Origin of the sequence: Streptomyces sp. NPDC006335, from assembly GCF_040612795.1 — a bacterium.
In the GTDB taxonomy this organism is placed as follows: Bacteria; Actinomycetota; Actinomycetes; order Streptomycetales; family Streptomycetaceae; genus Streptomyces.
On the sequence record NZ_JBEXQX010000022.1, the window covers coordinates 34349 to 55588 of the forward strand.

The following is a 21240-nucleotide window of genomic DNA, read 5'->3' on the forward strand; positions in this document are numbered from 1 at the left end:
CGTGCGGTGGGCCGGGTGTCGTGCGCGGGCCCGGGGGTCAGTCGAAGACCGGGCCCTGGGTGCGGGATCGTTTGAGTTCGTAGAAGCCGGGACCGGAGGCCAACAGCAGCAGGCCGTCCCACAGGTCCAGCGCCGCCTTGCCGCGCGGGGCCGGGGTGACGACCGGGCCGAAGAAGGCCGTGCGGGTACCGTCGGGGCCGGGCAGGGCGATCACCGGAGTGCCGACCTCCTCGCCGACCCGGTCGATGCCCTCCTGGTGGGAGGCCCGCAGTTCGCGGTCGTAGGTGCCCTGGTCGGCGTACTCGATCAGGTCCGCCGACAGGCCCGCCTCCTGGAGCGCCGCCGCCATCGTCTCCCGGCCCGGGCCGAGGCCCTGGCGGTGGATGCGGTCGCCGAGTGCGGTGTAGAGGGGGCCGACGACGTCGTCGCCGTACTTCTGCGCGGCGGCGGTCACCACCCGCACCGGGCCCCACCCCTCGGTCAGCAGCCGGCGGTAGCGCTCGGGCAGGTCGTCGCGGCCCTCGTTCAGCACGGCCAGGCTCATGACGTGCCATCGGATGTCGAGGGCGCGGTGTTCGGCGACCTCCAGCAGCCAGCGGGAGGTCATCCACGCCCAGGGGCACACGGGGTCGAACCAGAAGTCGACGGGCGTCGGGTCAGTCGCGGGCACGGTCCTGTCCTCCTTCCCGGTCGGCGATCCGCTCCAGCAGGGCGCGGGCCGTCGTCCTGGCCGCCGTGGCACCGGGGGCAGGGGCCTCGGCCACGGCGAACAAGTGCCCGAGCAGGGCCGCGAGCCGGCCCTCGCCGGCGTGGTGGACGGCGACGGCGCCCTCCCAGAGCGTGGCGCGTATGCGGTCCGCGGTCAGTTCGTGGTCTCCCGCCGATGCGAGGAGCAGGCGACGGGCGAGCCGCGCTTCCAGCGGGCCGGGGGTCCAGGATCCGTCGGCCAGATCCTGTGCCAGGGCGGCCGTCAGCTCGGTGAGCCGTCGGACGGCCAAAGCGTCCTGCCCGCTCGGGACAACGGTGGTGTGGGTCATGTGAGTGGCTTTCCGCTTCCTCGTCGTGCCGGGTCGCGCCGCATACGGCAGTCCGCGGCACACGTGCCGGGCGCTGCGGCGTGCCCACACGGTCGGCGACAGCGGTCGAGGCTCGACCAAGGGCCGACCAAGGCGGGGGCCGGTGGGCAGGGCGCGCGGGAAGCGGCCCCGGCGGGAGGGCTGACAGGGCGGCGGGGACCGCGGAGTGCCGGGCCCGCGCCCCTTCCTCAGGTGGCGGTGACGTCCAGGGTGAAGTGCAGGGCCCGGATGTTCATTCCGCGGGCGTGGTAGAAGCGGTGGGCGTCGAGGTTGGTGGTGCCGGAGTCGAGTTCGACGCGGTGGCAGCCCGCGGCACGGGCCCGCTCGGTCAGGTGGGTGACCAGGGCCCCTCCGATGCCGGCCGAGCGGCGTGCGGGGTCGGTGACGAGGTCGTCGACGAAGAGGATCCGGCCACGGCTGGTGGCCAGGACGCGGTGCGTGGCCACCGCCGCGCAGTGGCCGTGGGCGTCGTGGGCGGCGGTGAACACCAGGCCCTGCGCGTGCGCCTCGGCCGCGAACCGGTCGAAGTCCTGCTCGGTGAGCGCGGGCCGCAGGGCACGCATCAGGGGCCGTACGTGCGCGGACATCCGCCAGTCGCCGGGGAGCACATCGGTCAGGAGGACAGACACGGCGCACATCGTAGGGGCGCCACGGCCCTTGAGCGGGGCCGAGTTGACACACCATCGCGGCGACCTGACGGACCGTGCCCCGCGATCGCCGCCGGGTCTGCCGCGGGCGTCACGGCCGGTGCCAGACTCGGCGACCATGCGTGCCGCTTACATAACCCAGCTCGGCTCCCCGGACGTCATCCGTCACGGCGAACTGCCACCGCCCGCGCCCGGCCCGCACGACGTGCTGGTCGACGTCGAGGTGAGCGCCGTCAACCATGTGGACACCTTCGTGCGTTCGGGGGCCTGGCGCACCCCGCTCGAGTTCCCCTTCGTCATCGGCCGTGACCTGGTCGGCACGGTGGCCGCGGCCGGCCCGGCCGCCACCGGCTTCCGGGCCGGCGACCGGGTGTGGTGCAACAGCCTGGGCCACGACGGCCGCCAGGGGGCCGCCGCCGAGCAGGCGGTGGTGCCCGTGGACCGGCTCTACCACCTGCCCGACGGCGTGGACGCGGTGGACGCGGTGGCGCTCGCCCACCCGGCCGCGACCGCGCACCTGGCGCTGTTCACCCACGGACGGCTGCGCGCCGGCGAGACCGTCGCCGTGCTCGGTGCCGGCGGCAACGTGGGCAGCGCCGCCGTCGTGATGGCGGTCCGGGCGGGCGCCCGGGTGATCGCCGTCGCCTCCGGCCGCGACGAGCCGTACGTACGGTCCCTGGGCGCCGACCACGTCGTCGACTACCGCTCAAACGACGTCGCCGGGCAGATCCGGGCCGCCGCCCCGCACGGCGTGGACGTCCATGTCGACACCTCCGGCCGCAACGACCTCGACACCGCGGTGGACCTGCTGGCCGGCCGGGGCCGGATCGTGGTGCTGGCCGGGCTGCGCACCCGCCCGGTGCTGCCCGTGGGGCCGCTGTACCTGATGGACCGCTCCGTGCACGGCTTCGCCATCTCGCACGCCGACACCGCCCAGCTCGCCGACGCGGCCCGCGGTGTCAACGGGCTGCTGGCGGCGGGCCTGCTGCGCCCGCGCGCCACCGAGGTGTTGCCGCTCGGCGACGCGGCCGAGGCCCACCGCCGCCTGGACGAGGGCAAGGTGCACGGCAAGCTCGTGCTGCGCGTGCGCGACTGAACAGGACGGCGGCCATCGGTGCGCACGGCCGGGTGTACGGCCGTAGCGAACCGCTGCCGGTGAAGGCGTCGCGTAGGGCCTCGCGGCGCCTTCTCGTGTTTCCCGCACCGAAATGATTTACCGTCAACTCACCGGCTACGCACCGGAATGGAACTTGACGGACCCCGGACGGCTTCATTGCTCGGCTTTGGCGGGGATCGGCAGGATTGCCGCCATGACAGCGAACACCGAAACCGTCATCAACAATTCCCCGCTCTTCGAACTCGACGCCCGCATTCGCATTTCCGCGAGCCCGGCACAGACCTACTCCGTGGTCAGCGACCTGACCCGCAGCAAGGAGTGGAGCCCGGAGTGCATGGGCGGCGAGTGGATCGAGGGTGAGCCCTCGGCGGTCGGCTCGGTCTTCCGCGGCGAGAACCTGCGCAGCGAGGACGTGGTCGGCTGGGCGCCGCTGGTGCGCGGCACCTGGTACACCGAGGCCCGTGTGGTGGCCGCCGAGCCCGGCCGGACCTTCCGCTGGATGATGCTGACCCACGCCCGTGAGGACCAGGAGTCGATCTGGGGCTTCGACATCGAGGACGCCGGCGACGGCACTTCCTGGCTCGTCCACCACTTCCGGATGGGCAAGGCCACCGCCGGCATCCACAAGATCGTCGCGGATCTCGACGAGGACGCCCGCAAGCGGTTCGTCGCCGACTGGACCGCGAAGCTCGAACAGGACCTCGACGACACCCTGGCCCGTATCAAGGACGTCATCGAGAAGAACTGACGCCGCACGCCGCACACCCGCGCCGGCAGGCCGTCAGTTCCGTCATCAGACACACCCCTTCAGGAATTCCGCAGCCATGGACGAGAGATCGGTTACATGTTTCTCCAGCGAATAGGAAGCAAGGGAATTCGGCTTGGCACGCTGTTCGACCGAGCGGCGGCCCGGCATCCGGCGAATTTCGTGATCCTCGACCACGACCTGGACATCGCCCCCCGCCTCGGCCGGCGCGCGACGCTGACCGAGCTGGCCGACCTGGTGGACGACTTCGCCTCCCGGTTGTGGTCCGTCAAGGTGCGTCCCGGGGACCACGTCGTGGTGCACAAGAGCGACGGCTTCGACATCTCCCTGCTCGCCTGCGCCATCGCCCGCACCGGGGCGATCCCGGTGCTGCTGTCGCCGAAACTGGACGGCGCGACGGTCGCCGAACTGCTGCGCCGGGTCGGGCAGCCGTTCCTCGTCACCGACCGGGACAAGCTCGAACACGACCTGCCCGCCGAGGTCTTCGACCTGTCCCGCGAGGTGCTGCTGGCCTCGGGCGAGTACGAGGGAGCGACGTCGTTCGCCTCGCTGGCCGGCGCCCCGCGGGTGCCCGCGGTGTCCATGCCGATCGACCACCCCACGCTCATCACCCACACCTCCGGCACCACCGGCACACCGAAGCTGGCCGTGCACACCGGTATGAGCTTCCAGTCCCGTTACCGGCCGCAGGCCACCGTCGTGCGCACCTCCGTGCGCCGCAGCGAGCCCATCGCCATCCATGTGTCGTTCGTGCACTCGCGGATGTTCACGGCGATGCCCATCTCGATCCTGCAGGGCCACCCGCTGATCATCCTCAAGGACGACGACCCGCAGACCGTGGGCGATCTGTTCACGCAGATCCCGCCCGGCTTCATCGAGGCCCACCCCAACACCTTCCTGCGCTGGGAGGTGCTGGCCGACGACCCGCGCGGGCCGCTGGCGAACGTGAAGTACTTCTCCTCCACCTTCGACGCCATCCACCCGCGCACCGTCAACACCCTGCTGAAGGCCTCCCGCCGCAAGGGCCGGCGTTTCGCCCAGGCCTACGGGCAGAGCGAGGTCGGTCCGATCGCCGCGCGCACCTACTCCCTCAAGGACGGCGCCGACTTCAACGGCCGCTGCGTCGGCGTGCCGTTCCCCGGCATGACCGGGGTGCGGGTGGTCAGCCGCAACGGCGCGCCGGTCTCCAAGGAGAACCCCGGCTTCATCGAGGTCAGGAGCGACGGTCGGATCGTCACCTACCTCGGTGAGCACCAGCGTTGGCAGAAGCAGGTCAACGACGGCTGGTGGCGCATGGGCGACCTCGGCTACCGCACCAAGTGGGGCTGCCTGCACCTGCTGGACCGCGAGGTCGACGAGATCCCCGGTGTCCAGTCCACGCTGGAGATCGAGGACAAGCTCTTCACCCGGCTTCCGGAACTGGTCGAGGTCATCATCATCCCCGGCCCGGACGGACGTGCGGTACCGGTGGTGTGCACCCGCGACGACGCACCGCTGGACGAGATGGCCTGGAGGACCGCGGTGGTCGATCTGCCGGCCCTGGGCGATCCGGTCCAGTGGCGGCTGGACGACCTCCCGCAGACCGCCACCACCAAGATCAAGCGCCTCGAACTGGCCCGCCTGCTGGCGGCCGGTCCCGGCGAGTAGCACCATCCGTCGGACCGGGCGGGGTAGGCCCCCGGGCTCCGAGAGCCACTGCCCCTACGGCGGGCCGCGCGCAGGCCACCGGCCCAGCGCCCTTCCGGCCGCCCGGTCCACCCCGCTCACCGACGTCGTGACCGTGACGTCCTTCGGCCCGCACGCCGCCGTCAGTACCCGGGCCCCGGTGCCCCTCACCCCTCTCGTCCGCGGCAGGTGGCCGGTCGCCGCTCCGGCCGCCGGTCGCCCTCGCCCAGAAACGGAGTATCCGCATGAGCAGCACCCTCGAGGTCTGCATCATTGGTGCCGGCCCTCGCGGGCTGTCGGTGCTGGAACGGCTGCTGGCCAACGAGCGCCGCACCCCCTCGCACGGCGCGGTCACGGTCCACGTCGTCGACCCCTCGGCGCCCGGCGCCGGAACGGTGTGGCGCACCGGGCAGTCGCAGCATCTGCTGATGAACACGGTGGCTTCGCAGATCACCGTCTTCACCGACGACAGCGCCGAGATCGACGGCCCGGTGGAGCCCGGCCCGAGCCTGTACGAGTGGGCGCAGGGCCTGGCCCTGCTCGGCGACCCCGCCGAGGTCGAGGAGAGCGTCCTCGCCGAGGCCCGGCGCCTGGGGCCCGACTCCTATCCCACCCGCGCCTTCTACGGCCGCTACCTCCAGGACTGCTTCGAGCACATCGTGCGGTCCGCTCCCGCCCATGTCGAGGTCCGGGTGCACCGCTCGCGTGCGGTCGCCGCGGCCGACACGCACGGCGTGCCCGGCGGCCCGCAGGGGATCCGCCTGGAGGACGGCACCCGGCTCAACGAACTGGACGCCGTCGTGATGGCCCAGGGCCATGTCCCGGCCCGGCTGTCGGCGCGCGAGGCGCGCACCGCGAGCCTGGCGCGCATCCACCACCTCACCTACATCACCCCGGCCAACCCGGCCGACCTGGACCTGACCGGCATCCGGCCGGGACAGAACGTGCTGCTGCGCGGGCTCGGCCTGAACTTCTTCGACCACATGGCCCTGTTCACGCTGGGCCGCGGCGGCCGCTTCGAGCGCACACCGGGCGGCGGGCTCGTCTACCGCCCCTCGGGCAACGAGCCGCGGCTGTACGCCTTCTCCCGGCGCGGCGTCCCGTACCACGCGCGCGGCGAGAACGAGAAGGGCGCCACCGGCCGCTACTTCCCCCGCCTGCTGACCGCCGAGTACATCGCGACGCTGAAGGAGCGCTCCGCGACCGGCCGGCCGGTCAACTTCGGCGAGGACCTGTGGCCGCTGATCTCCCGCGAGGTGGAGAGCGTCTACTACGGCGCGCTGCTGAGCGAGCGCGGCGACGGCGCACGCCGGGAGGAGTTCACCGCACGGCTGCTCGCGCTGGATCCGGCCGCCGATCCTGCCGCCCTCCTCGACGCGTACGGCATCCCGGCCGAGGAGCGCTGGGACTGGGAGCGCCTGTCGCGGCCGTACGGCGAGCGGGAGTTCGCCGACCGGGAGGAGTTCACCGGCTGGCTGCTCGCCCATCTGCGGCGGGATGTCGAGGAGTCCCGCAAGGGCAATGTCAGCGGTCCGCTCAAGGCCGCCCTGGACGTGCTGCGCGACCTGCGCAACGAGGTCCGCCTCGCGGTCGACCACGGCGGCCTCGAGGGCAACTCGCACCGCGACGACCTGGAGGGCTGGTACACGCCGCTCAACGCGTTCTTGTCCATCGGCCCGCCGTCCTCCCGTATCGAGGAGATGATCGCGCTGATCGAGGCGGGCGTGCTGACGCTGACCGGGCCGGGCACGCAGGTCCGCATCGACACCACGGCCCAGGTGTACGTCGCGACGTCCACCGCGGTGCCGGGCGAGCCGGTGCGGGCGACCGCGCTCATCGAGGCCCGGCTGCCCGAGCCGGACCTGCGCCGCACCGGCGACCCGCTGCTGCAGCACCTGCTCGACACCGACCAGGCGACGCCGTACCGGATCGCGGGCGCCGGCGGTTCCGCCTACGAGACCGGCGGGCTGGCGGTCACCGAGCGTCCCTACCGGCTGCTCGACGGCCGCGGCCGCGCCCACCCGCGGCGCTTCGCCTACGGCGTGCCCACGGAGTCGGTGCACTGGGTGACGGCGGCCGGCATCCGGCCCGGCGTCGACTCGGTGACCCTCGGGGACTCCGACGCGATCGCCCGCTCGGTGCTGGCGCTGCCGCCGGTGGCACATGTGCCCGTCGGCGTGCGCCCGGTGGACGCCGACAGCGAGCTGTCCGGGGTGATCGTGTGACCTCCTCCCCCGACGACCTCACGGACGCCGGGCTGCTGTCGCCGGTCAGGGCCGGCACACCCGTCGAGGCGGCCACCGGCGACGGGGCCTGGCTGCAGGCCATGCTGGACGCCGAGGCCGCCCTGGCCCGGGCGCAGGCCTCGCTCGGCACGCTGCCGAAGGAGGCCGCCGAGACCATCACACGGGCGGCCGACGCCGGCCGGCTGGACCTGCGGGGGCTGGCGCTGGCCGCCCGGGAGACCGCCAACCCGGTGGTCGGCCTGGTCAAGGCGTTCACCGCGGTGGTGGCCGAACAGGACGCGCAGGCCGCCGAGTACGTGCACCGGGGCTCCACCAGTCAGGACGTCCTGGACACCGCCACCATGCTGGTCGCCCGGCGGGTGCTCGGCATCATCCGCGCCGACCTCGTGCGCACCGCGCGGGCGCTGGCCGAGCTCGCCGAGCGGCACCGGGACACGCTCGCCGTCAGCCGCACGCTCGCCCTGCACGCCGTGCCGACGACGTTCGGGCTGAAGGCGGCGGGCTGGCGGCAGCTGGTCCTGGACGCCGAGGCGCGGCTGGCCCTCGTCCACGAGGGCGGGCTGCCGGTGTCGCTCGGCGGGGCGGCCGGCACGCTGGCCGGCTATCTGGAGTACGCGGCCGTCGGCGACGACGGCCGGCGGCCCGAACCGGGCGTGTACCTGGATCGCCTGGTCGAGGCGTACGCCGCCGAGACCGGACTTGCCCGGCCCGTGCTGCCCTGGCACGCCCTGCGCACGCCGATCGCCGATCTGGCGTCCGCGCTGGCCTTCACGGCCGGTGCTCTCGGCAAGATCGCCGTCGATGTGCTGTCGCTGGCCCGCACCGAGGTGGGCGAGGTCGCGGAGCCCGGCGCGGACGGCCGCGGCAGTTCCTCCGCCATGCCGCACAAGCGCAACCCGGTGCTCGCCACCCTGGTGCGCGGTGCGGCCCTGCAGGTGCCCGCCCTGGCCGCCGCGCTCACCCAGTGCCTGGTGTCGGAGGACGAGCGGTCCGCCGGCGCCTGGCACGCGGAGTGGCAGCTGCTGCGCGAGTGCATGCGGCTGGCCGGCGGCGCGGCCCACACCGCGGTGGAGCTCGCCGAGGGGCTGCGGGTCAGGCCCGAACGGATGCGGGCCAACCTGGACATGACGGCCAGTCAGGTCGTCACCGAGCGGGTGGCCGCGTACCTCGCCCCGCTGCTCGGCAAGGCCGGGGCCAGGAAGCTGATGACCGAGGCCGCGCGGGTGGCGGGCCGTAGTGGCCGCCCGCTGGCCGAGGTGCTCCCCGCTCTGCCGGGATGGCCGGCCGCGGCCACGGACGAGCTAGCCGAGCTGTGCGACCCGGCCGGTTACACCGGAGCCGCCGCCCTGGTGGACCGTGCGCTGCGGCACTGACCCCACACACCCCACCCCCCGCCTCATCGGGGCGGCCGGGTTCGGGGCGGTGCCACCACCGGCGTACAGCGCTGCCGGCACCGAATCCCCGACCACGTGCCCCGCCCCGCAGGCCACAGCCTCCACCCGGCCACCCTCGGCCGCACCACCCCCGGGCCTCGCGTCCGGGTGCGTCGGGCGTCTGTGTCGGCAGGGGCGGCTGTGGCCGGGTCACACCGTGTGGGGTACCTGGCGGGCTCGGGCGCGGATGTTGAGGGCCGTGATGATCTCGACGGCCCCGACGACGACCAGCCAGATGCCGCCGACCAGGGTGAGGACGGCGACCGACTCGAAGGGGGAGTCGATCAGCACGATCCCGGCGACGAAGGTGAGCACCCCGAGGGAGAGGTGCCAGCCGCGGGCCGGCATCGAACGGTCGGAGGCGGCGGCCAGGGTCTGGGTGATGCCGCGGATCAGCCAGCCGATGCCGATCCACAGCGCGAGCAGCAGGATCGACCGCATCGGGCCGCGCAGACAGAACAGGCCCAGCAGGATCGACAGGGTGCCGCTGATGAAGGCGAGGACGCGCAGGGCGGTGGTCCTGTGCGTGCCGAAGGCCGCGACCAGCTGGAAGACACCGCTGATCAGGAGGTAGACGCCGAAGAGGACACCGGCCGCGAGCAGGGAGGCGCCGGGCCACACCAGGACCAGGACGCCGAGGACCAGGGAGGCGGCACCGGTGAGCAGGACGGCCTGCCAGGCCGCGTGGGCGAGGGTGTGCAGGGGGCCCTCGAGCGGCGGTTCGGGCGCGTGCGGGGAGGTGCCCGGCGGGTGGCCCGCGTGGACCCGGCGGTCGTCGAAGCGGTCGTCGAACTCGGTCATGGTCCATGCTGGGACCGCCGTGCACGGCGCGGCCACCCGGGCGGGCCACCTGGCTGACCAGGACCTCCCGGCTGAGCAGGACCTCCCGGCGGACTATGACTTCCTGGTCGCCTTGGCCGCCTTGGCCGCCGCCTTCATCTCCTGCTTGTGCGCGCGGACCTTCGTCAGCGACTCGGGACCGGTGATGTCGGCGACGGACCGGAAGGACTCCGGTTCGCCGTAGGCGCCCGCGGCCTCCCGCCAGCCCTTGGGCCGGACACCGAGCTGCTTGCCCAGCAGCGCCAGGAAGATCTGCGCCTTCTGCTTCCCGAACCCCGGCAGCTCCTCCAGCCGGCGCAGCAGCTCGCGGCCGTCGTCCACGCCCTTCCAGACCAGCTCGGCCTCACCGTCGTAATGCTCGACGAGGTACTGGCACAGCTGCTGGATGCGCTTGGCCATCGAGCCCGGGTAGCGGTGCACGGCCGGCTTCTCGGAGAGCAGCGCGACGAACGCCTCCGGGTCCTGCGCGGCGATGTCGTGCGCGTCGAGGTCGCTCGCGCCGAGGCGGTCCGCGATGGTCCGGGGGCCCTTGAACGCCCACTCCATCGGGACCTGCTGGTCCAGCAGCATCCCGACCAGCGCGGCGAGCGGGGAGCGGCCGAGGAGCTCGTCGGCCTCGGGGTCCTGGGCGAGGTGAAGGGTGACGTCCATGTCCCCGATCATGCCCCCGTCGGCAGCGCGCCTCTACCGGGAGCCGGCGGGCTGGTCCCGCCAGTAGCCGAGCGCGTGCACCCGCTGCTTCGGCACGCCGAGCTCCTTGCGGACGTACGACGCCAGGGTCCGGGTCGTCGTCGTGTCGCAGGCGATCCAGACGTACGCGTCCGGGTGGCTCTTCAGCAGGCCGGGCAGGTCCGCCTTCACCTGGGCGACCAGGTGCGCCCCGGAGTCCAGGCGCAGGACCCGGCGGACCTCGTGGCGGGACGGGTCGGTGCGGAAGGGGAGGCCCTCGTCGCCGCCCTCGAACCAGACGGTCGCGGGGGACGAGTCCAGGGCGTCGAGGAGGGAGTTGAGGGCGGGCAGGGAGGCCGGGTCGCCGAAGGCGAAGACGTGCGTGGGCTCGGGGTCGGGACGGTCGAACCCGGTGCCGTGGACGGTGGCCTCGACGGTGTCGCCGGGCTTCGCGGTGCGGGCCCAGTCGCTGGCGACGCCGTCGTGGAGCGCGAACTCCAGGGTGAAGGTGCCCTTCTCGGGGTCCGGGTCGACCAGGGTGTAGGCGCGCTGGTGCGGCTTGCCCGCGGCGGAGAACCACAGGCGCACCCACATCGTCGGATGGACTCCGGTGGCCGCCAGCATCCCGCCGTCGGTGAGATGCACCCGCCGGTACGCGTCGGTGACGTCCTCGGCGCCGGTCACGGTGAACACGAAGTCCTTCGCCCGCAGCAGTCGGAGGACCGCTCCCTCCCAGCCGTGCCCCTGCCCCATGGTCTTTCACCCTTCGCGTACGATTCCCCCACCAAGATACTTAGGTAAGCCTAACTTAAGGGAAGCGGGTTCGAGGGTGAGTATCGAGATCCACCGCGACGCCTGGGGGATTCCCCACCTCCGCGCGGGCAGCGCGCGTGAACTCGCCCGCGCCCAGGGCCGGGTCACCGCCCGCGACCGCGCCTGGCAGCTGGAGGTCGAACGGCACCGCGCGCAGGGCACCTCGGCCGCCTTCCTCGGCGCCGGGGCCCTCTCCTGGGACACCCTCGCGAGACGGGCACGCCTGGCCGACACCGCGAGACGCTGTTTCGCCGCGCTGGAGAGACAGGACCCGGAGACGGCCGAGTGGGTCCGGGCGTACGTCGACGGAGTCAACGAGGAGCTGCCTGCCACCGAGGCACCCGAGTTCGCCCGCGTCGGCCTCGCCCCCGGGCGCTGGGAGCCCTGGACACCGCTCGGCGTCTGGCTCGCCACGCACATCCTCTTCGCCGGCTTCCCGGCCAAGCTCTGGCGGGACGAGGCGATACGGCACCTGGGCCCGGACGCGGTCGGTCTCTTCGCCGCCGACGGCCCGGGCACCTCCGGCAGCAACGGCTGGCTGGTCGCCGGCGCCCGCACCACCACCGGGCACGCCGTCCTCGCGGGCGACCCTCACCGCTTCATCGAGGATCCTGGCGTCTACCAGCAGATCCGGCTGGCCTGTCCCGAGTTCGACGTCGTCGGTCTCGCCGTACCGGGCGTCCCCGGCATCGCCCACTTCGGCCACACCGGCACGGTCGCCTGGTCCATCACCAACGCCATGGCCGACTACCAGGACCTCTACCGGGAGCGGCTGCGCCGCACGGGGGCCGGCGTCGAGGCCCTCGGCCCGGACGGCGCCTGGCACCGCGCCGCCCGTCACACCGAGACCGTCGAGGTGGCGGGCGAGGACCCGGTCGAGATCGAGGTGATCGAGACGGAACGGGGCCCGGTGGTGGCGGGCGGCCCGGAAGGACTGGAGGGGGGAGGAGTGCTGGAGGAGCCCCCGGCCTCGGACGCCTCCCGGCCCGGCCTGGAGGAGCCTCTGGCCTCGGACGCCTTCCGGCCTGGCCTGGAGGAGCCTCTGGCCTCCGGCGTCTTCCGGCCTGGCCTGGAGGAGCCCCTGGCCTCCGGCGTCTTCCGGCCCGGCCTGGAGGGGCCCGAGGCCTCGGACGCCTTCCGGCCCGGCCTGGAGGAGACCCCGGCCACGGACGCGTCCAGGCCCGGCTCCACCCCCACCCCCGCTCCCGCACCGGCATCCACTGCCACCCCCCTCGCCCTCTCCCTCCGCTACCCGCCCCGCGTCACCGAGGACCTCGGCTTCAGCGCCCTGCTCCCTCTCCTCCGCGCCCGCCGTACCGCCGACGTGGACCGTGCCTTCGACCTGTGGGCCGAGCCCGTGAACGTCGTCCAGGCCGCCGACACCGAGGGCGGTCTGCTGCACCGGGTCGCCGGAACCGTGCCGGTGCGCGCGGAGGCCAACCGGCTCCGGCCCGTGCCCGCGTGGGAGCCCGGTCACGAGTGGCAGGGCCGGCACGACACCCCCCGCGCCGGGCTCACCGACGGCGTCGCCGTGATGGCCAACCAGCGGGGTCCCGCCACCCCACTCGGCGTGGAGTTCGCCCCGCCGCACCGTGCGGACCGCATCACCGCCCTGCTCCGGGAGAAGGAGCGGTGGTCGGCCGCCGACATGCCCCGGATCCACATGGACACCCATCTGGCCTCGGCGCAGCCCCTGTTGGACCACCTGGAGGCCCTGGAGGGTCTGAGCCCCGCGGCCACGGCCGCGAGGGAAACGATCCTCCGCTGGGATCGCCGCATGACCGCGAGCAGCACGGAGGCCGCCCTGTACGCCGCCGTACGCAGCGCGGTCGTACGACGGCTCGCCGCCCACCCCGCGTTCGCGGCCCTGGCCGACCCGCCCGCCTACCCCGACGTCCTCCTCCCATGGCTCGGCCTTCTTCCCCGGGTCGCCTTCGCGCTCGAACACCTCCTGCGCGCCGAGGAGTTGTACGGCATCGACCGGGCCGGGATCGTGCGGGACGCCGTGGAGGACGTGGCCGCCGAGCCGCCTCGGGGCACCTGGGGCGACACCCACCGCCTCGCCCCCTGGCAGGCGCTCCCCGAGGACGACCGGGACGCCCCCGCCCTCTCCGGCGACCACGACTGCGTCCTGTGCACCTCCGCGGTGCCCGGACTCACCGACCTGGCCGCGCGGGGCCCGGCCGCCCGTTACGTCTGGGACCTGGCCCGCCGCGAGGACAGCCTCTGGGTGGTCCCGCTGGGCGCCTCCGGCCTGCCCGACTCGCCCCATCACCGCGACCAACTCCCCCTGTGGCTGGCGGGAGATCTCGTCCCGGTCGTCACCGACTGGCAGCACCTGACGAAGGAAGACTGAGGAGCCCGATGTCCGACACCCCCACCCGTGAAGCGGTCCACACCCAGACGGTGGACGGCTTCGGCACCGTCCGCGTCCTGCGCCTGGACCCGTACGGCGACGCCGCGACCGTGCACGCCTGGGTGCGCGAGGAACGCGCCGCGTTCTGGGGCATGAACGGCCTCACGCGACAGCAGGTGGCCGAGATCTACGCCCACCTGGACACCCTCGACACCCACCACGCCTATCTGCTGGAGAAGGACGGCGAACCGGCCGGGCTCCTGCAGACCTACGAGCCGGAGGCCGACCGCGTCAGCGAGTGCTACCCCGTGCAGCCCGGTGACATCGGCATCCACCTGCTGCTCCCGCCCCCCGGCCCGGACGGCGACCGGCCCGGCTGGTCGAAGGCGCTGCTGTCCGCCGTGGCCTCGTACGTGCTGCTGGGCCTGGACAGGAAGCGGGTCGTGGTCGACCCCGACGTGCGCAACGAGAAGGCCATCGCCCGCTTCCTGAAGCAGGGTTTCGTGGCCGGAGACACGGTCGTGCTGCCGGAGATCGACCTGCCGGACGTGCATCTGCCCGAGAAGCACGCCCAACTCGCTTTCCTGACACGGGAGGTAGCCTTCCCGGGTGACGCCTGACGACCTCGTCGCCCACTACGGCCTGGAACCCATCCCCCGCGAGGGCGGACTGTTCCGGCAGACCTGGGCGGGCGAGGAACGCGCCGACGGAAGACCGCACGGCACGGCGATCGTCGCCCTCCTCACCTCGGACGACTACTCCGCCCTGCACCGCCTGCCCAGCGACGAGATCTGGCACCACTACCTCGGCGACCCCCTGGACCTCCTGCTCCTCGCCCCGGACGGCACGACGGACACGGCCGTCCTGGGCCCGGACATACGCGACGGCCAGCACCCCCAGCTCACCGTGCCCGCGGGCACCTGGATGGGGGCCCGCACCCGCGGCGCGTGGACCTTCTTCGGCTGCACGATGGCACCCGGCTTCACCTACGAGGACTACGAGCACGGTGACGCGGCCGAGCTGACGGCGCGTTACCCGTCCGAGGCCGCGCGGATCGCGGGACTGTGCCGCCCATGAGACTCCTGGAAGGACAGGTCGCCCTGGTCACCGGCGCGGGCGGCGGCATCGGGCGGGGGATCGCGCTGCGGTTCGCCGAGCAGGGCGCGTCGGTCGCCCTCCTCCCTCAGAGGGGGCACCCCCAGCCGTACGGCGGTGGCGGCGGCCCGTGAAGCGGCGTCCCGTATCGAGGACTCGGGCCCGGGCCGTCGTAGTGGAGGCGGATCTGCGGGACGAGGACGCGTGCCGGCGGCTGGTCCGGGAGGCCGCCGCGTGGGGCGGCGGGCTGACCGCGCTGGTCGACAACGCGGGCGTGCAGCCCACCCAGCCCCTGCCGGGGATGAGAGCGGCGCGGTGGCGGGCCGTCGTGGACACCAACCTCACCAGCGTCTTCGCGTGCACGCAGGCGGCGGCCGAGGTCATGGACCCGGGCGGGTCCGTCACCCACATCGCGTCCGTCGAGGCCCGCAACCCCGCCCCCGAGCACGCCCACTACTCCGTCTCCAAGGCCGCGATCGTGGCGCACGCGCGGGCGGCGGCCCTGGAGTACGGTCCGCGCGGCATCCGTGTGAACACGGTCTCGCCCGGGCTGATCGACCGGGAGGGGCTGGCGCAGGCATGGCCGGAGGGGGTGGAGCGGTGGCTGCGGAAGGCGCCCCTGGGCAGGCTCGGGCGGCCCGAGGACGTGGCCGACGCGTGCGTGTTTCTCGCCTCGCCGCTCGCGTCCTGGATCACCGGGCACGACCTGGTGGTGGACGGCGGTCTCCGCCCGGCCGACCTGGTGAGCGCTGCGGGGTTCGCGTCCGTACCTATCGGGAAGACCGCGAGCCCAGGTACGGAGTAGTGACGTGAGGTGTGAGCGTGCGCGCAGCAGCACAGGCCGGCGAAGGCGAGGACTTCAAGGGCTGGTGCTGCTGGGCACCGTGCTGGTCCTGCTCCTCTTCGGCGGTGCGGGAGCGGCGTCGGCCCACGCGGCCCTCCGGTCCACCGACCCCGAGGACGGCACCGTCCTCAAGTCCGCCCCCCGCGACATCACCCTGACCTTCACCGAGTCCGTCGGCCTGCTCGACGACTCCTTCCGGGTGCTCGACCCGGACGGCAAGCGCCTGAAGGTCACAGACGCCGGGCACGGACCGGGCGGCTCGGAAACCGCCCGGGTCACCCTGCCCGCCAAGCTCGCCCAGGGCACCTACACGGTGGCCTGGCGGGTGGTCTCGGCCGACAGCCACCCGGTCTCCGGCGCCTTCACCTTCTCCGTCGGCAAACCCTCCCCGGCCATCGTGGTCGCGGACACCGGCCCGACCGAGGACCCGGCCACCGAGAGCCTCTTCAACATGGGCCGCTACCTGGCCTACCTCGCCGCCGCCCTGCTCATCGGCACCGCCGTCTTCCTCGCCGCCTGCCGTCCCCCGGAGCCGTCCCGGCTGGGCCGCCTGCTGTGGGCGGGCTGGGGCACCCTGCTCGGCTCGACCGTGTTCCTGCTGGTGCTGCGGGCACCGTACGAGTCGGGGGCGGGCCCGTCGGCCGCGTTCTCGGCGAAGGCCTTCGAACGCACCCTGACCACCCGCCCCGGCGAGGCCCTCCTGGTCCGCCTGGCACTGCTCCTCATCGCGTACTTCTTCGTCGTACGACTGCTGCGGCTCGGCGAGTCGAGGCTGCCCCGCGCGTGGCAGGCGGCGGGCGGCGCGCTCGCCGTGGGTCTCGCGCTGACCTGGGCCGCCGCCGAGCACGCGTCCGCCGGGATCCAGGTGCCGGTGGCGATGACGTCCGCGGTGCTGCACGTGCTGGCGATGGCGGTCTGGCTGGGCGGTCTCGCGGCCCTGCTCCTGACGCTGCACCGGGCCCCGGCACGGCTCCCGGCCGCCGTCGTCGCCCGTTTCTCCCGGCTGGCCTTCGCCTCCGTGACCGTCCTCGTCGGCACCGGCGTCTACCAGTCCTGGCGAGGCCTCGGCTCCTGGGACGCGGTCACCGGCACCACGTACGGCCACCTGCTCGTCCTCAAACTGCTCGCGGTGACGCTGCTGCTGGCGGCGGCGAGGCTGTCACGGCGGTGGACGGGACGGTTGGTGACGGTCGCGTCGGAGTCGCAGGCGCAGGCGCAGGCGCAGGCGGAGGCGGAGGCGGGAGCTGCGGCTGGGTCTGGGCCTGGGGCGGTCGTGCCGGAGAAGGTTCCCGAGCGGGTGGGCGGCCCGGCGTCGGCCTCCGACGAGACGCAGGCGCGGACGCAGGCGCAGGCCCTGGCGCAGGCGGAGACGGTCGTGCGGGAGAAGCTGCCCGAGCGGGTGGGCGGCCCGGCGTCGGCGTCCGAACCGGCGCCTGCCACCTCGGCGCCTGACGCCCCAGCGTCTGCCACCTCGGGGCCTGACGCCCCAGCGCCTGCCACCTCGACGCCCGTCACCCCGGGACCGGCCGCACCGGCCTACCGGCACGGTCTGCGCCGTTCCGTCCTCGCCGAAGTGGCCGTCGGGGTCGTGGTCCTGGTGCTGAGCACCGTGCTGAGCGGCACCCTGCCCGGGCGGGCGCAGGCCGAGGCGGCCGAGGCGGGCCCGGCCACGGGCGGACTGCCCGCAGCGTCCCTGACCACCGTCCCCTTCTCGGTGGGCGGCGCCACCGGCAAGGTGCAGGTCACCCTCGACCCGGGCCGCACCGGCGACAACTCGGTCCAGGCCATCGTCTACGCGGCCGACGGAGGCCTCGCCACCGTGCCCGAACTCCGGCTGTCCTTCACCCTCCCGGCCAAGGACATCGGCCCCATCGACGCCCGGCTGACGAACAAGGGCGGTTACTGGGGCACCAACGACCTCACCCTGCCCCTCGCCGGCGACTGGCGGATGAAGGCGACGATCAGGGTCTCCGACGTCGACCAGATCAGCGTGACGAAGACGGTGCGGATCGTGGGCTGAGCAGATCGGCCATGGTCTCGGCGGCATGCACGGCGGCTGCCGCACAGCAGTTGTTGAACAGCACGTGGAGCTCGTCGGACCGCTCGGCCAGTGAGTGCAACCGCGGTACCCACTCGGCGAGTTCGGCGCGCGTGTAGTCGTACCGGAAGCGCTCCTCCTTGCTGCCGCGGCCCCAGGAGGAGCTGCGCCCGTGGAAGCGCACGACGGACAGCCGGGGCGAGGTGACGGGGGTGACCGGCGGCAGGGAGGCGGGCAGCCCCTGGCGCATGTCCACGGCCACGGCGGCGAAGTCGTACTTGGCGAGCAACGCGCAGGTGAGGTCCTGCTGCCCCTCCTCCCACCAGGACGGATGCCGGAACTCCAGGTGGACGGGCCAGCCGGCGGTCCGTTCCGCGGTCTCCTCCAGGAACCGCTCCGCCCGCGCCCCCGGTCGCAGCCAGGGCGGGAACTGGAACAGCACCCCGCCGAGCCGCCCGGCCTGGCGCAACGGCTCGATCCCGGCGGCGAACCGCGCCCACACCTCGTCCAACGGGACGTCGGCGAGGGCGGGTTGCTTCGCCGGATGCCCGGTGAGCGACGCGTACGCCTTCACGTCGAACACGAAGGAGGCGGGCGTGCGCTCCACCCACAGAAGGCTGTTGCGCTCACTGGGCAGGGCGTAGAACGTGCCGTCCACCTCCACCACCGGGAACCGCTCGGCGTAGTACCGCAACCGCCCCTCGGCGTCCCGCCGCCCCGGCGGGTACCAGCCGCTGCGGACGAGCGCGGGATCGGTCCAGGAGCAAGTGCCGACGAGAATGCGGGTCATGGGAGCCCGGGTACCGACTTAGGGTGCGGGCATGACTTCCCAGGCGTATCTCTCCGAACTCTTCTCGCTGGACGGCCGGGTGGCGTTGGTGACCGGCGGGAGCTCGGGCATCGGCAGGGCGATCGCGGGGGCGTTGGCGCGAGCGGGGGCGAGCGTGGTGATCGTGGCCCGCCGGGAGTCGGAACTGGCAGCCACAGTCGCCGATTTGACCTCCGAAGGCTGCCGGGCGGCCTGGGTGAGCGGCGACCTGAGCACGAGGGAGGGTGTCCGTACGGCGGCGGAGGCGGCCGCCGCCCTGTTCGGCGAGCCGGACATCCTGGTCAACTCCGCGGGGATCAACCTGCGTCCACCGATGAACGAGCTCACCGACGACGTGTGGGACACCACCATGGCGGTCAACCTGGAGGCCCCCTACCTCCTGGGCCGGCGCTTTGGCCCCGGCATGGCCCGGCGCGGCTTCGGCCGGATCATCCACATCACGTCCCAGCAGGCCCACCGGGCCTTCGTGCAGAGCGGCGCCTACGGCGTCTCCAAGGGCGGCCTGGAGTCCCTGGCCCGCTCCCAGGCCGAGGCCTGGTCCCCGCACGGTGTCACCTGCAACACCCTCGTCCCCGGCTTCGTCCTGACCCCCCTCAACGCCCGCCTCGCCGACGACCCGGCCCGCGTGGCATCCCTGGCTGCCCGCACGATGACCGGCCGCAACGGCCTCCCCGACGACTTCGCGGGCGCCGCGGTCTTCCTGGCGAGCGGCGCCTCGGCCTACGTCACGGGGCAGTCGATCTTCGTGGACGGGGGATTGTCGGTGCACTGACCGAACTCGCCGCAGGGCCCCCGGACTGGTGGGTCACCCGGCGGAGCAGAGACCGTCCGTCGGGCAGAACATGGCCCACACGGCGTTGTAGCCGGACCGCACGGTCAGGGAGGCCGGATCGGGTCCGCCGTTGACGCCGGAACCCGGGTCGGGCGTGGCGGTGAAGGTGACGGTGGTGCCGACCGGGAAGCTCGCGGAGCACGGGCCGGTCGAGTTCGCTGGGGGCTCCTCGGAGCTGTACGGGTCCCAGGCCGTCGTATGGCAACTGATCCCGGCGGGGCTGCTGGTGACCGTGCCACCGCCCCAACCGTCGATCCACGCGTACACCGTGCTCGTCTGGGTCACCTGGAGGACCTGGGCGGTCTGGGCCCCGGCCGGGGCGGCGGTGGCGAGGCCGGCCGCGGCGGCGAGCGCGGCGGCGGCCAGGACGACAGGGAATCTCGACGTCTTTCTCATCGGTGGCTCCTCGGTGGCTCCTCAGTTGCCTTCCGACGTCTTCTGACGCTTCCATGCTTGACCTGGTACGGAGCACGGCCCATCCCAGAAATGTGGGGAATCGCGACGTACGCTCGAATCATGGCCGTCCCTGTCGTGCCGTACGCGCGGTCGCACGAGCGGATCGTCCGTCTCTGCGAGGCGGGCGGCGACTCCCGGACCCTGCGCGAACGGCTCCTCGGCGAGCTGCGGACCGCCATCGGCTTCGACGCCTACGGCTTCCTCCTGACCGACCCCGAGACCGCGGTGGGCTGCTCCCCGGTCGCCGACGCGCCGTGGCCGCCGGAACTGCCGAGGACGACCCGCCTCAGATACCTGACCGCGGCCAACCGCTGGACGACCCTGGACGGCGTGGCCCTGCTGAGCCGGCTCCCCGATCCGGCCGGCAGCCGCCTGTGGCGCGAGGTGCTGCGCGACCACGGCGTCCGGGACATCGCCTCGCTGGTCTTCAAGGACCGCTTCGGCTGCTGGGGCCACCTCGACCTGTACCGCCGCGACCGCCCCTTCAGCGCCGCCGAGGCCGCCTGCCTGGCCCGCCTGACCACCCCGGTGACCAGGGCGCTGCGTCGCCGCCAGGCGGAGACCTTCGTCGTACGGCCGCCCCACGCGCGGCTGCCGAGCCCGCTGGCCCTGCTGCTCGACCCCGACCTGCGGGTGCTCGCCCAGACCCCGGCCACGTCGGCCTGTCTGAGCCGACTGGTGCCGCCCGGTCCCGGCCGCCCGGCGGTGCACGCGTGCGTGTACGACGTCGCCGCCCAGCTGCTGGCCGTCGAGGAGGGCGTCGACACCCACCCGCCCCGCTCCCGGCTCCACCTCGGGGACGGCCTGTGGCTCACCCTGAGCGCCGCGCGCATCGGAGGCGTGCTGCCCTCGGACCGCCGACACAGCATCGCCGTCACCCTGGAGGAGACCACCCCGGCGGAACGGCTCGCCCTGTTCGCCAGATCCTTCGCCCTGAGCCCCCGCGAGGCCGACGTCCTCGACCACCTGGCCAAGGGCGGCGACAGCCACACGGTGGCCCACCGCATGTCCCTCTCCGAACACACCGTCCAGGACCACCTCAAGTCGATCTTCACCAAGACCTCGACGAACAACCGCGTGATGCTGCTGGCACGGGCGCTGGGGGCGTGAACGATCGAGGCCCGAGAAAAACGTCGAAGGGCCCCACCTCGCGGTGGGGCCCTTCGACATCGTGCCCGGTGAGGCACTGGCGGAGGATACGAGATTCGAACTCGTGAGGGGTTGCCCCCAACACGCTTTCCAAGCGTGCGCCCTAGGCCTCTAGGCGAATCCTCCGCGGCAAACAATACAAGACGTTGAGGAGTGCTCGCGAACTCGTTCCCACCCGCTGCCATCGGGTACTGTTTGGGCAGCCCCTCACGCGGCGCTATCTGACTGAACTCCCCCAGGGCCGGAAGGCAGCAAGGGTAGGTCGGCTCTGGCGGGTGCGTGGGGGGCGTTCGCGTTACCGGGTGTTCCCGGGTGTTCCCGGGAGGAGTGTCCGCGCGGGTCGGGTTGTCAGTGGGCGCCTATAACCTC

The 21240-nt window shown here is 73.3% G+C and carries 19 protein-coding genes, 1 tRNA gene, 1 other RNA gene and 1 pseudogene; 13 read left to right on the top strand and 9 right to left on the bottom strand.

Features of this window, described 5'->3' with window-relative positions; genetic code table 11:
• Positions 1-37 precede the first annotated feature (37 nt).
• From ABZ098_RS38790 to ABZ098_RS38800, 3 genes are all read right to left on the bottom strand, one after another.
• On the bottom strand, positions 38-670 hold the full coding sequence (locus ABZ098_RS38790; RefSeq protein ID WP_356598654.1) for a disulfide bond formation protein DsbA: 633 nt from the start codon (positions 668-670) through the stop codon (positions 38-40).
• Entirely contained in the window at positions 657-1037 is a 381-nt protein-coding gene (locus tag ABZ098_RS38795) for a hypothetical protein (protein ID WP_356598656.1), read from the bottom strand. The genes ABZ098_RS38790 and ABZ098_RS38795 overlap by 14 nt, the downstream gene beginning before the upstream one ends.
• A 227-nt stretch (positions 1038-1264) precedes the next feature.
• On the bottom strand, positions 1265-1714 hold the full coding sequence (locus ABZ098_RS38800) for a GNAT family N-acetyltransferase (RefSeq protein WP_356598658.1): 450 nt from the start codon (positions 1712-1714) through the stop codon (positions 1265-1267).
• Between the two features lie 127 nt (positions 1715-1841).
• Between ABZ098_RS38800 and ABZ098_RS38805 the strand changes: the two genes are divergently transcribed.
• The 5 genes from ABZ098_RS38805 (at position 1842) to pcaB (ending at position 8890) form a co-directional block, all read left to right on the top strand.
• Positions 1842-2819: an NADPH:quinone reductase gene (locus ABZ098_RS38805; protein ID WP_356598660.1), complete on the top strand. Its 978-nt coding sequence runs from the start codon at positions 1842-1844 to the stop codon at positions 2817-2819.
• Between the two features lie 214 nt (positions 2820-3033).
• On the top strand, positions 3034-3588 hold the full coding sequence (locus tag ABZ098_RS38810; RefSeq protein ID WP_356598662.1) for an SRPBCC family protein: 555 nt from the start codon (positions 3034-3036) through the stop codon (positions 3586-3588).
• A gap of 96 nt (positions 3589-3684) precedes the next feature.
• Positions 3685-5253 carry an AMP-binding protein gene (locus ABZ098_RS38815; RefSeq protein WP_356598664.1) on the top strand — a complete coding sequence of 523 codons (1569 nt, stop codon included), beginning with the start codon at positions 3685-3687 and terminating at the stop codon, positions 5251-5253.
• Between the two features lie 263 nt (positions 5254-5516).
• Positions 5517-7496 carry an FAD/NAD(P)-binding protein gene (locus ABZ098_RS38820; protein WP_356598666.1) on the top strand — a complete coding sequence of 660 codons (1980 nt, stop codon included), beginning with the start codon at positions 5517-5519 and terminating at the stop codon, positions 7494-7496.
• Positions 7493-8890 carry a 3-carboxy-cis,cis-muconate cycloisomerase gene (gene pcaB / locus ABZ098_RS38825; protein WP_356598668.1) on the top strand — a complete coding sequence of 466 codons (1398 nt, stop codon included), beginning with the start codon at positions 7493-7495 and terminating at the stop codon, positions 8888-8890. Before ABZ098_RS38820 ends, pcaB begins: the two co-directional genes overlap by 4 nt.
• A gap of 210 nt (positions 8891-9100) precedes the next feature.
• On the opposite strand, the gene ABZ098_RS38830 is transcribed toward pcaB, so the two are convergent.
• From ABZ098_RS38830 to ABZ098_RS38840, 3 genes are all read right to left on the bottom strand, one after another.
• On the bottom strand, positions 9101-9751 hold the full coding sequence (locus ABZ098_RS38830; protein ID WP_356598670.1) for an HdeD family acid-resistance protein: 651 nt from the start codon (positions 9749-9751) through the stop codon (positions 9101-9103).
• Between the two features lie 93 nt (positions 9752-9844).
• Positions 9845-10441 carry an HhH-GPD-type base excision DNA repair protein gene (locus ABZ098_RS38835; protein WP_356598672.1) on the bottom strand — a complete coding sequence of 199 codons (597 nt, stop codon included), beginning with the start codon at positions 10439-10441 and terminating at the stop codon, positions 9845-9847.
• 33 nt (positions 10442-10474) lie between these two features.
• Positions 10475-11212 (bottom strand): siderophore-interacting protein, encoded by a 738-nt coding sequence (locus tag ABZ098_RS38840; protein ID WP_356598674.1) that lies wholly within the window; start codon positions 11210-11212, stop codon positions 10475-10477.
• Between the two features lie 76 nt (positions 11213-11288).
• Between ABZ098_RS38840 and ABZ098_RS38845 the strand changes: the two genes are divergently transcribed.
• From ABZ098_RS38845 to ABZ098_RS38865, 5 genes and pseudogenes are all read left to right on the top strand, one after another.
• On the top strand, positions 11289-13628 hold the full coding sequence (locus ABZ098_RS38845; protein ID WP_356598676.1) for a penicillin acylase family protein: 2340 nt from the start codon (positions 11289-11291) through the stop codon (positions 13626-13628).
• Positions 13629-13636: 8 nt separating this feature from the next.
• A complete protein-coding gene (locus ABZ098_RS38850) occupies positions 13637-14248 on the top strand; it encodes a GNAT family N-acetyltransferase (protein WP_356598678.1) in 612 nt (203 codons plus the stop codon).
• Positions 14238-14705, top strand: a complete 468-nt coding sequence (locus tag ABZ098_RS38855; protein ID WP_356598680.1) for a cupin domain-containing protein — start codon at positions 14238-14240, stop codon at positions 14703-14705. The genes ABZ098_RS38850 and ABZ098_RS38855 overlap by 11 nt, the downstream gene beginning before the upstream one ends.
• A pseudogene (locus tag ABZ098_RS38860) lies at positions 14702-15469 on the top strand (SDR family NAD(P)-dependent oxidoreductase). Before ABZ098_RS38855 ends, ABZ098_RS38860 begins: the two are co-directional and overlap by 4 nt.
• Before the next feature lie 123 nt (positions 15470-15592).
• Positions 15593-17587: a copper resistance protein CopC gene (locus ABZ098_RS38865; protein ID WP_356598682.1), complete on the top strand. Its 1995-nt coding sequence runs from the start codon at positions 15593-15595 to the stop codon at positions 17585-17587.
• Here ABZ098_RS38865 and ABZ098_RS38870 read toward each other — a convergent pair.
• A complete protein-coding gene (locus tag ABZ098_RS38870; RefSeq protein ID WP_356598684.1) occupies positions 17553-18395 on the bottom strand; it encodes a DUF72 domain-containing protein in 843 nt (280 codons plus the stop codon). The genes ABZ098_RS38865 and ABZ098_RS38870 overlap by 35 nt on opposite strands.
• 31 nt (positions 18396-18426) lie before the next feature.
• Here ABZ098_RS38870 and ABZ098_RS38875 point away from each other — a divergent pair, with 31 nt between their 5' ends.
• A complete protein-coding gene (locus ABZ098_RS38875; protein WP_356598686.1) occupies positions 18427-19206 on the top strand; it encodes an SDR family oxidoreductase in 780 nt (259 codons plus the stop codon).
• A gap of 33 nt (positions 19207-19239) precedes the next feature.
• Here the strand turns inward: ABZ098_RS38875 and ABZ098_RS38880 are convergent, their stop codons facing one another.
• On the bottom strand, positions 19240-19662 hold the full coding sequence (locus ABZ098_RS38880) for a hypothetical protein (protein WP_356598688.1): 423 nt from the start codon (positions 19660-19662) through the stop codon (positions 19240-19242).
• Between the two features lie 120 nt (positions 19663-19782).
• Between ABZ098_RS38880 and ABZ098_RS38885 the strand changes: the two genes are divergently transcribed.
• Positions 19783-20832: a helix-turn-helix transcriptional regulator gene (locus ABZ098_RS38885; RefSeq protein WP_356598690.1), complete on the top strand. Its 1050-nt coding sequence runs from the start codon at positions 19783-19785 to the stop codon at positions 20830-20832.
• A 77-nt stretch (positions 20833-20909) separates the two neighbouring features.
• Here the strand turns inward: ABZ098_RS38885 and ABZ098_RS38890 are convergent.
• Positions 20910-20997 (bottom strand) — tRNA-Ser (locus tag ABZ098_RS38890).
• A 72-nt stretch (positions 20998-21069) separates the two neighbouring features.
• On the opposite strand from ABZ098_RS38890, the gene ffs reads away from it, so the two are divergent.
• An RNA gene (gene ffs, locus ABZ098_RS38895) (signal recognition particle sRNA small type) lies at positions 21070-21168 on the top strand.
• Positions 21169-21240 lie beyond the last annotated feature (72 nt).

Coding starts and splice junctions, on each gene's coding strand:
- ABZ098_RS38850 (WP_356598678.1), top strand. CDS start 13,637: ATGTCCGACACCCCCACCCGTGAAGCGGTCCACACCCAGACGGTGGAC.
- ABZ098_RS38810 (WP_356598662.1), top strand. CDS start 3,034: ATGACAGCGAACACCGAAACCGTCATCAACAATTCCCCGCTCTTCGAA.
- ABZ098_RS38835 (WP_356598672.1), bottom strand. CDS start 10,441: ATGGACGTCACCCTTCACCTCGCCCAGGACCCCGAGGCCGACGAGCTC.
- ABZ098_RS38805 (WP_356598660.1), top strand. CDS start 1,842: ATGCGTGCCGCTTACATAACCCAGCTCGGCTCCCCGGACGTCATCCGT.
- ABZ098_RS38795 (WP_356598656.1), bottom strand. CDS start 1,037: ATGACCCACACCACCGTTGTCCCGAGCGGGCAGGACGCTTTGGCCGTC.
- ABZ098_RS38830 (WP_356598670.1), bottom strand. CDS start 9,751: ATGACCGAGTTCGACGACCGCTTCGACGACCGCCGGGTCCACGCGGGC.
- ABZ098_RS38880 (WP_356598688.1), bottom strand. CDS start 19,662: ATGAGAAAGACGTCGAGATTCCCTGTCGTCCTGGCCGCCGCCGCGCTC.
- ABZ098_RS38875 (WP_356598686.1), top strand. CDS start 18,427: ATGACTTCCCAGGCGTATCTCTCCGAACTCTTCTCGCTGGACGGCCGG.
- ABZ098_RS38885 (WP_356598690.1), top strand. CDS start 19,783: ATGGCCGTCCCTGTCGTGCCGTACGCGCGGTCGCACGAGCGGATCGTC.
- ABZ098_RS38870 (WP_356598684.1), bottom strand. CDS start 18,395: ATGACCCGCATTCTCGTCGGCACTTGCTCCTGGACCGATCCCGCGCTC.
- ABZ098_RS38815 (WP_356598664.1), top strand. CDS start 3,685: ATGTTTCTCCAGCGAATAGGAAGCAAGGGAATTCGGCTTGGCACGCTG.
- ABZ098_RS38840 (WP_356598674.1), bottom strand. CDS start 11,212: ATGGGGCAGGGGCACGGCTGGGAGGGAGCGGTCCTCCGACTGCTGCGG.
- ABZ098_RS38800 (WP_356598658.1), bottom strand. CDS start 1,714: ATGTGCGCCGTGTCTGTCCTCCTGACCGATGTGCTCCCCGGCGACTGG.
- ABZ098_RS38820 (WP_356598666.1), top strand. CDS start 5,517: ATGAGCAGCACCCTCGAGGTCTGCATCATTGGTGCCGGCCCTCGCGGG.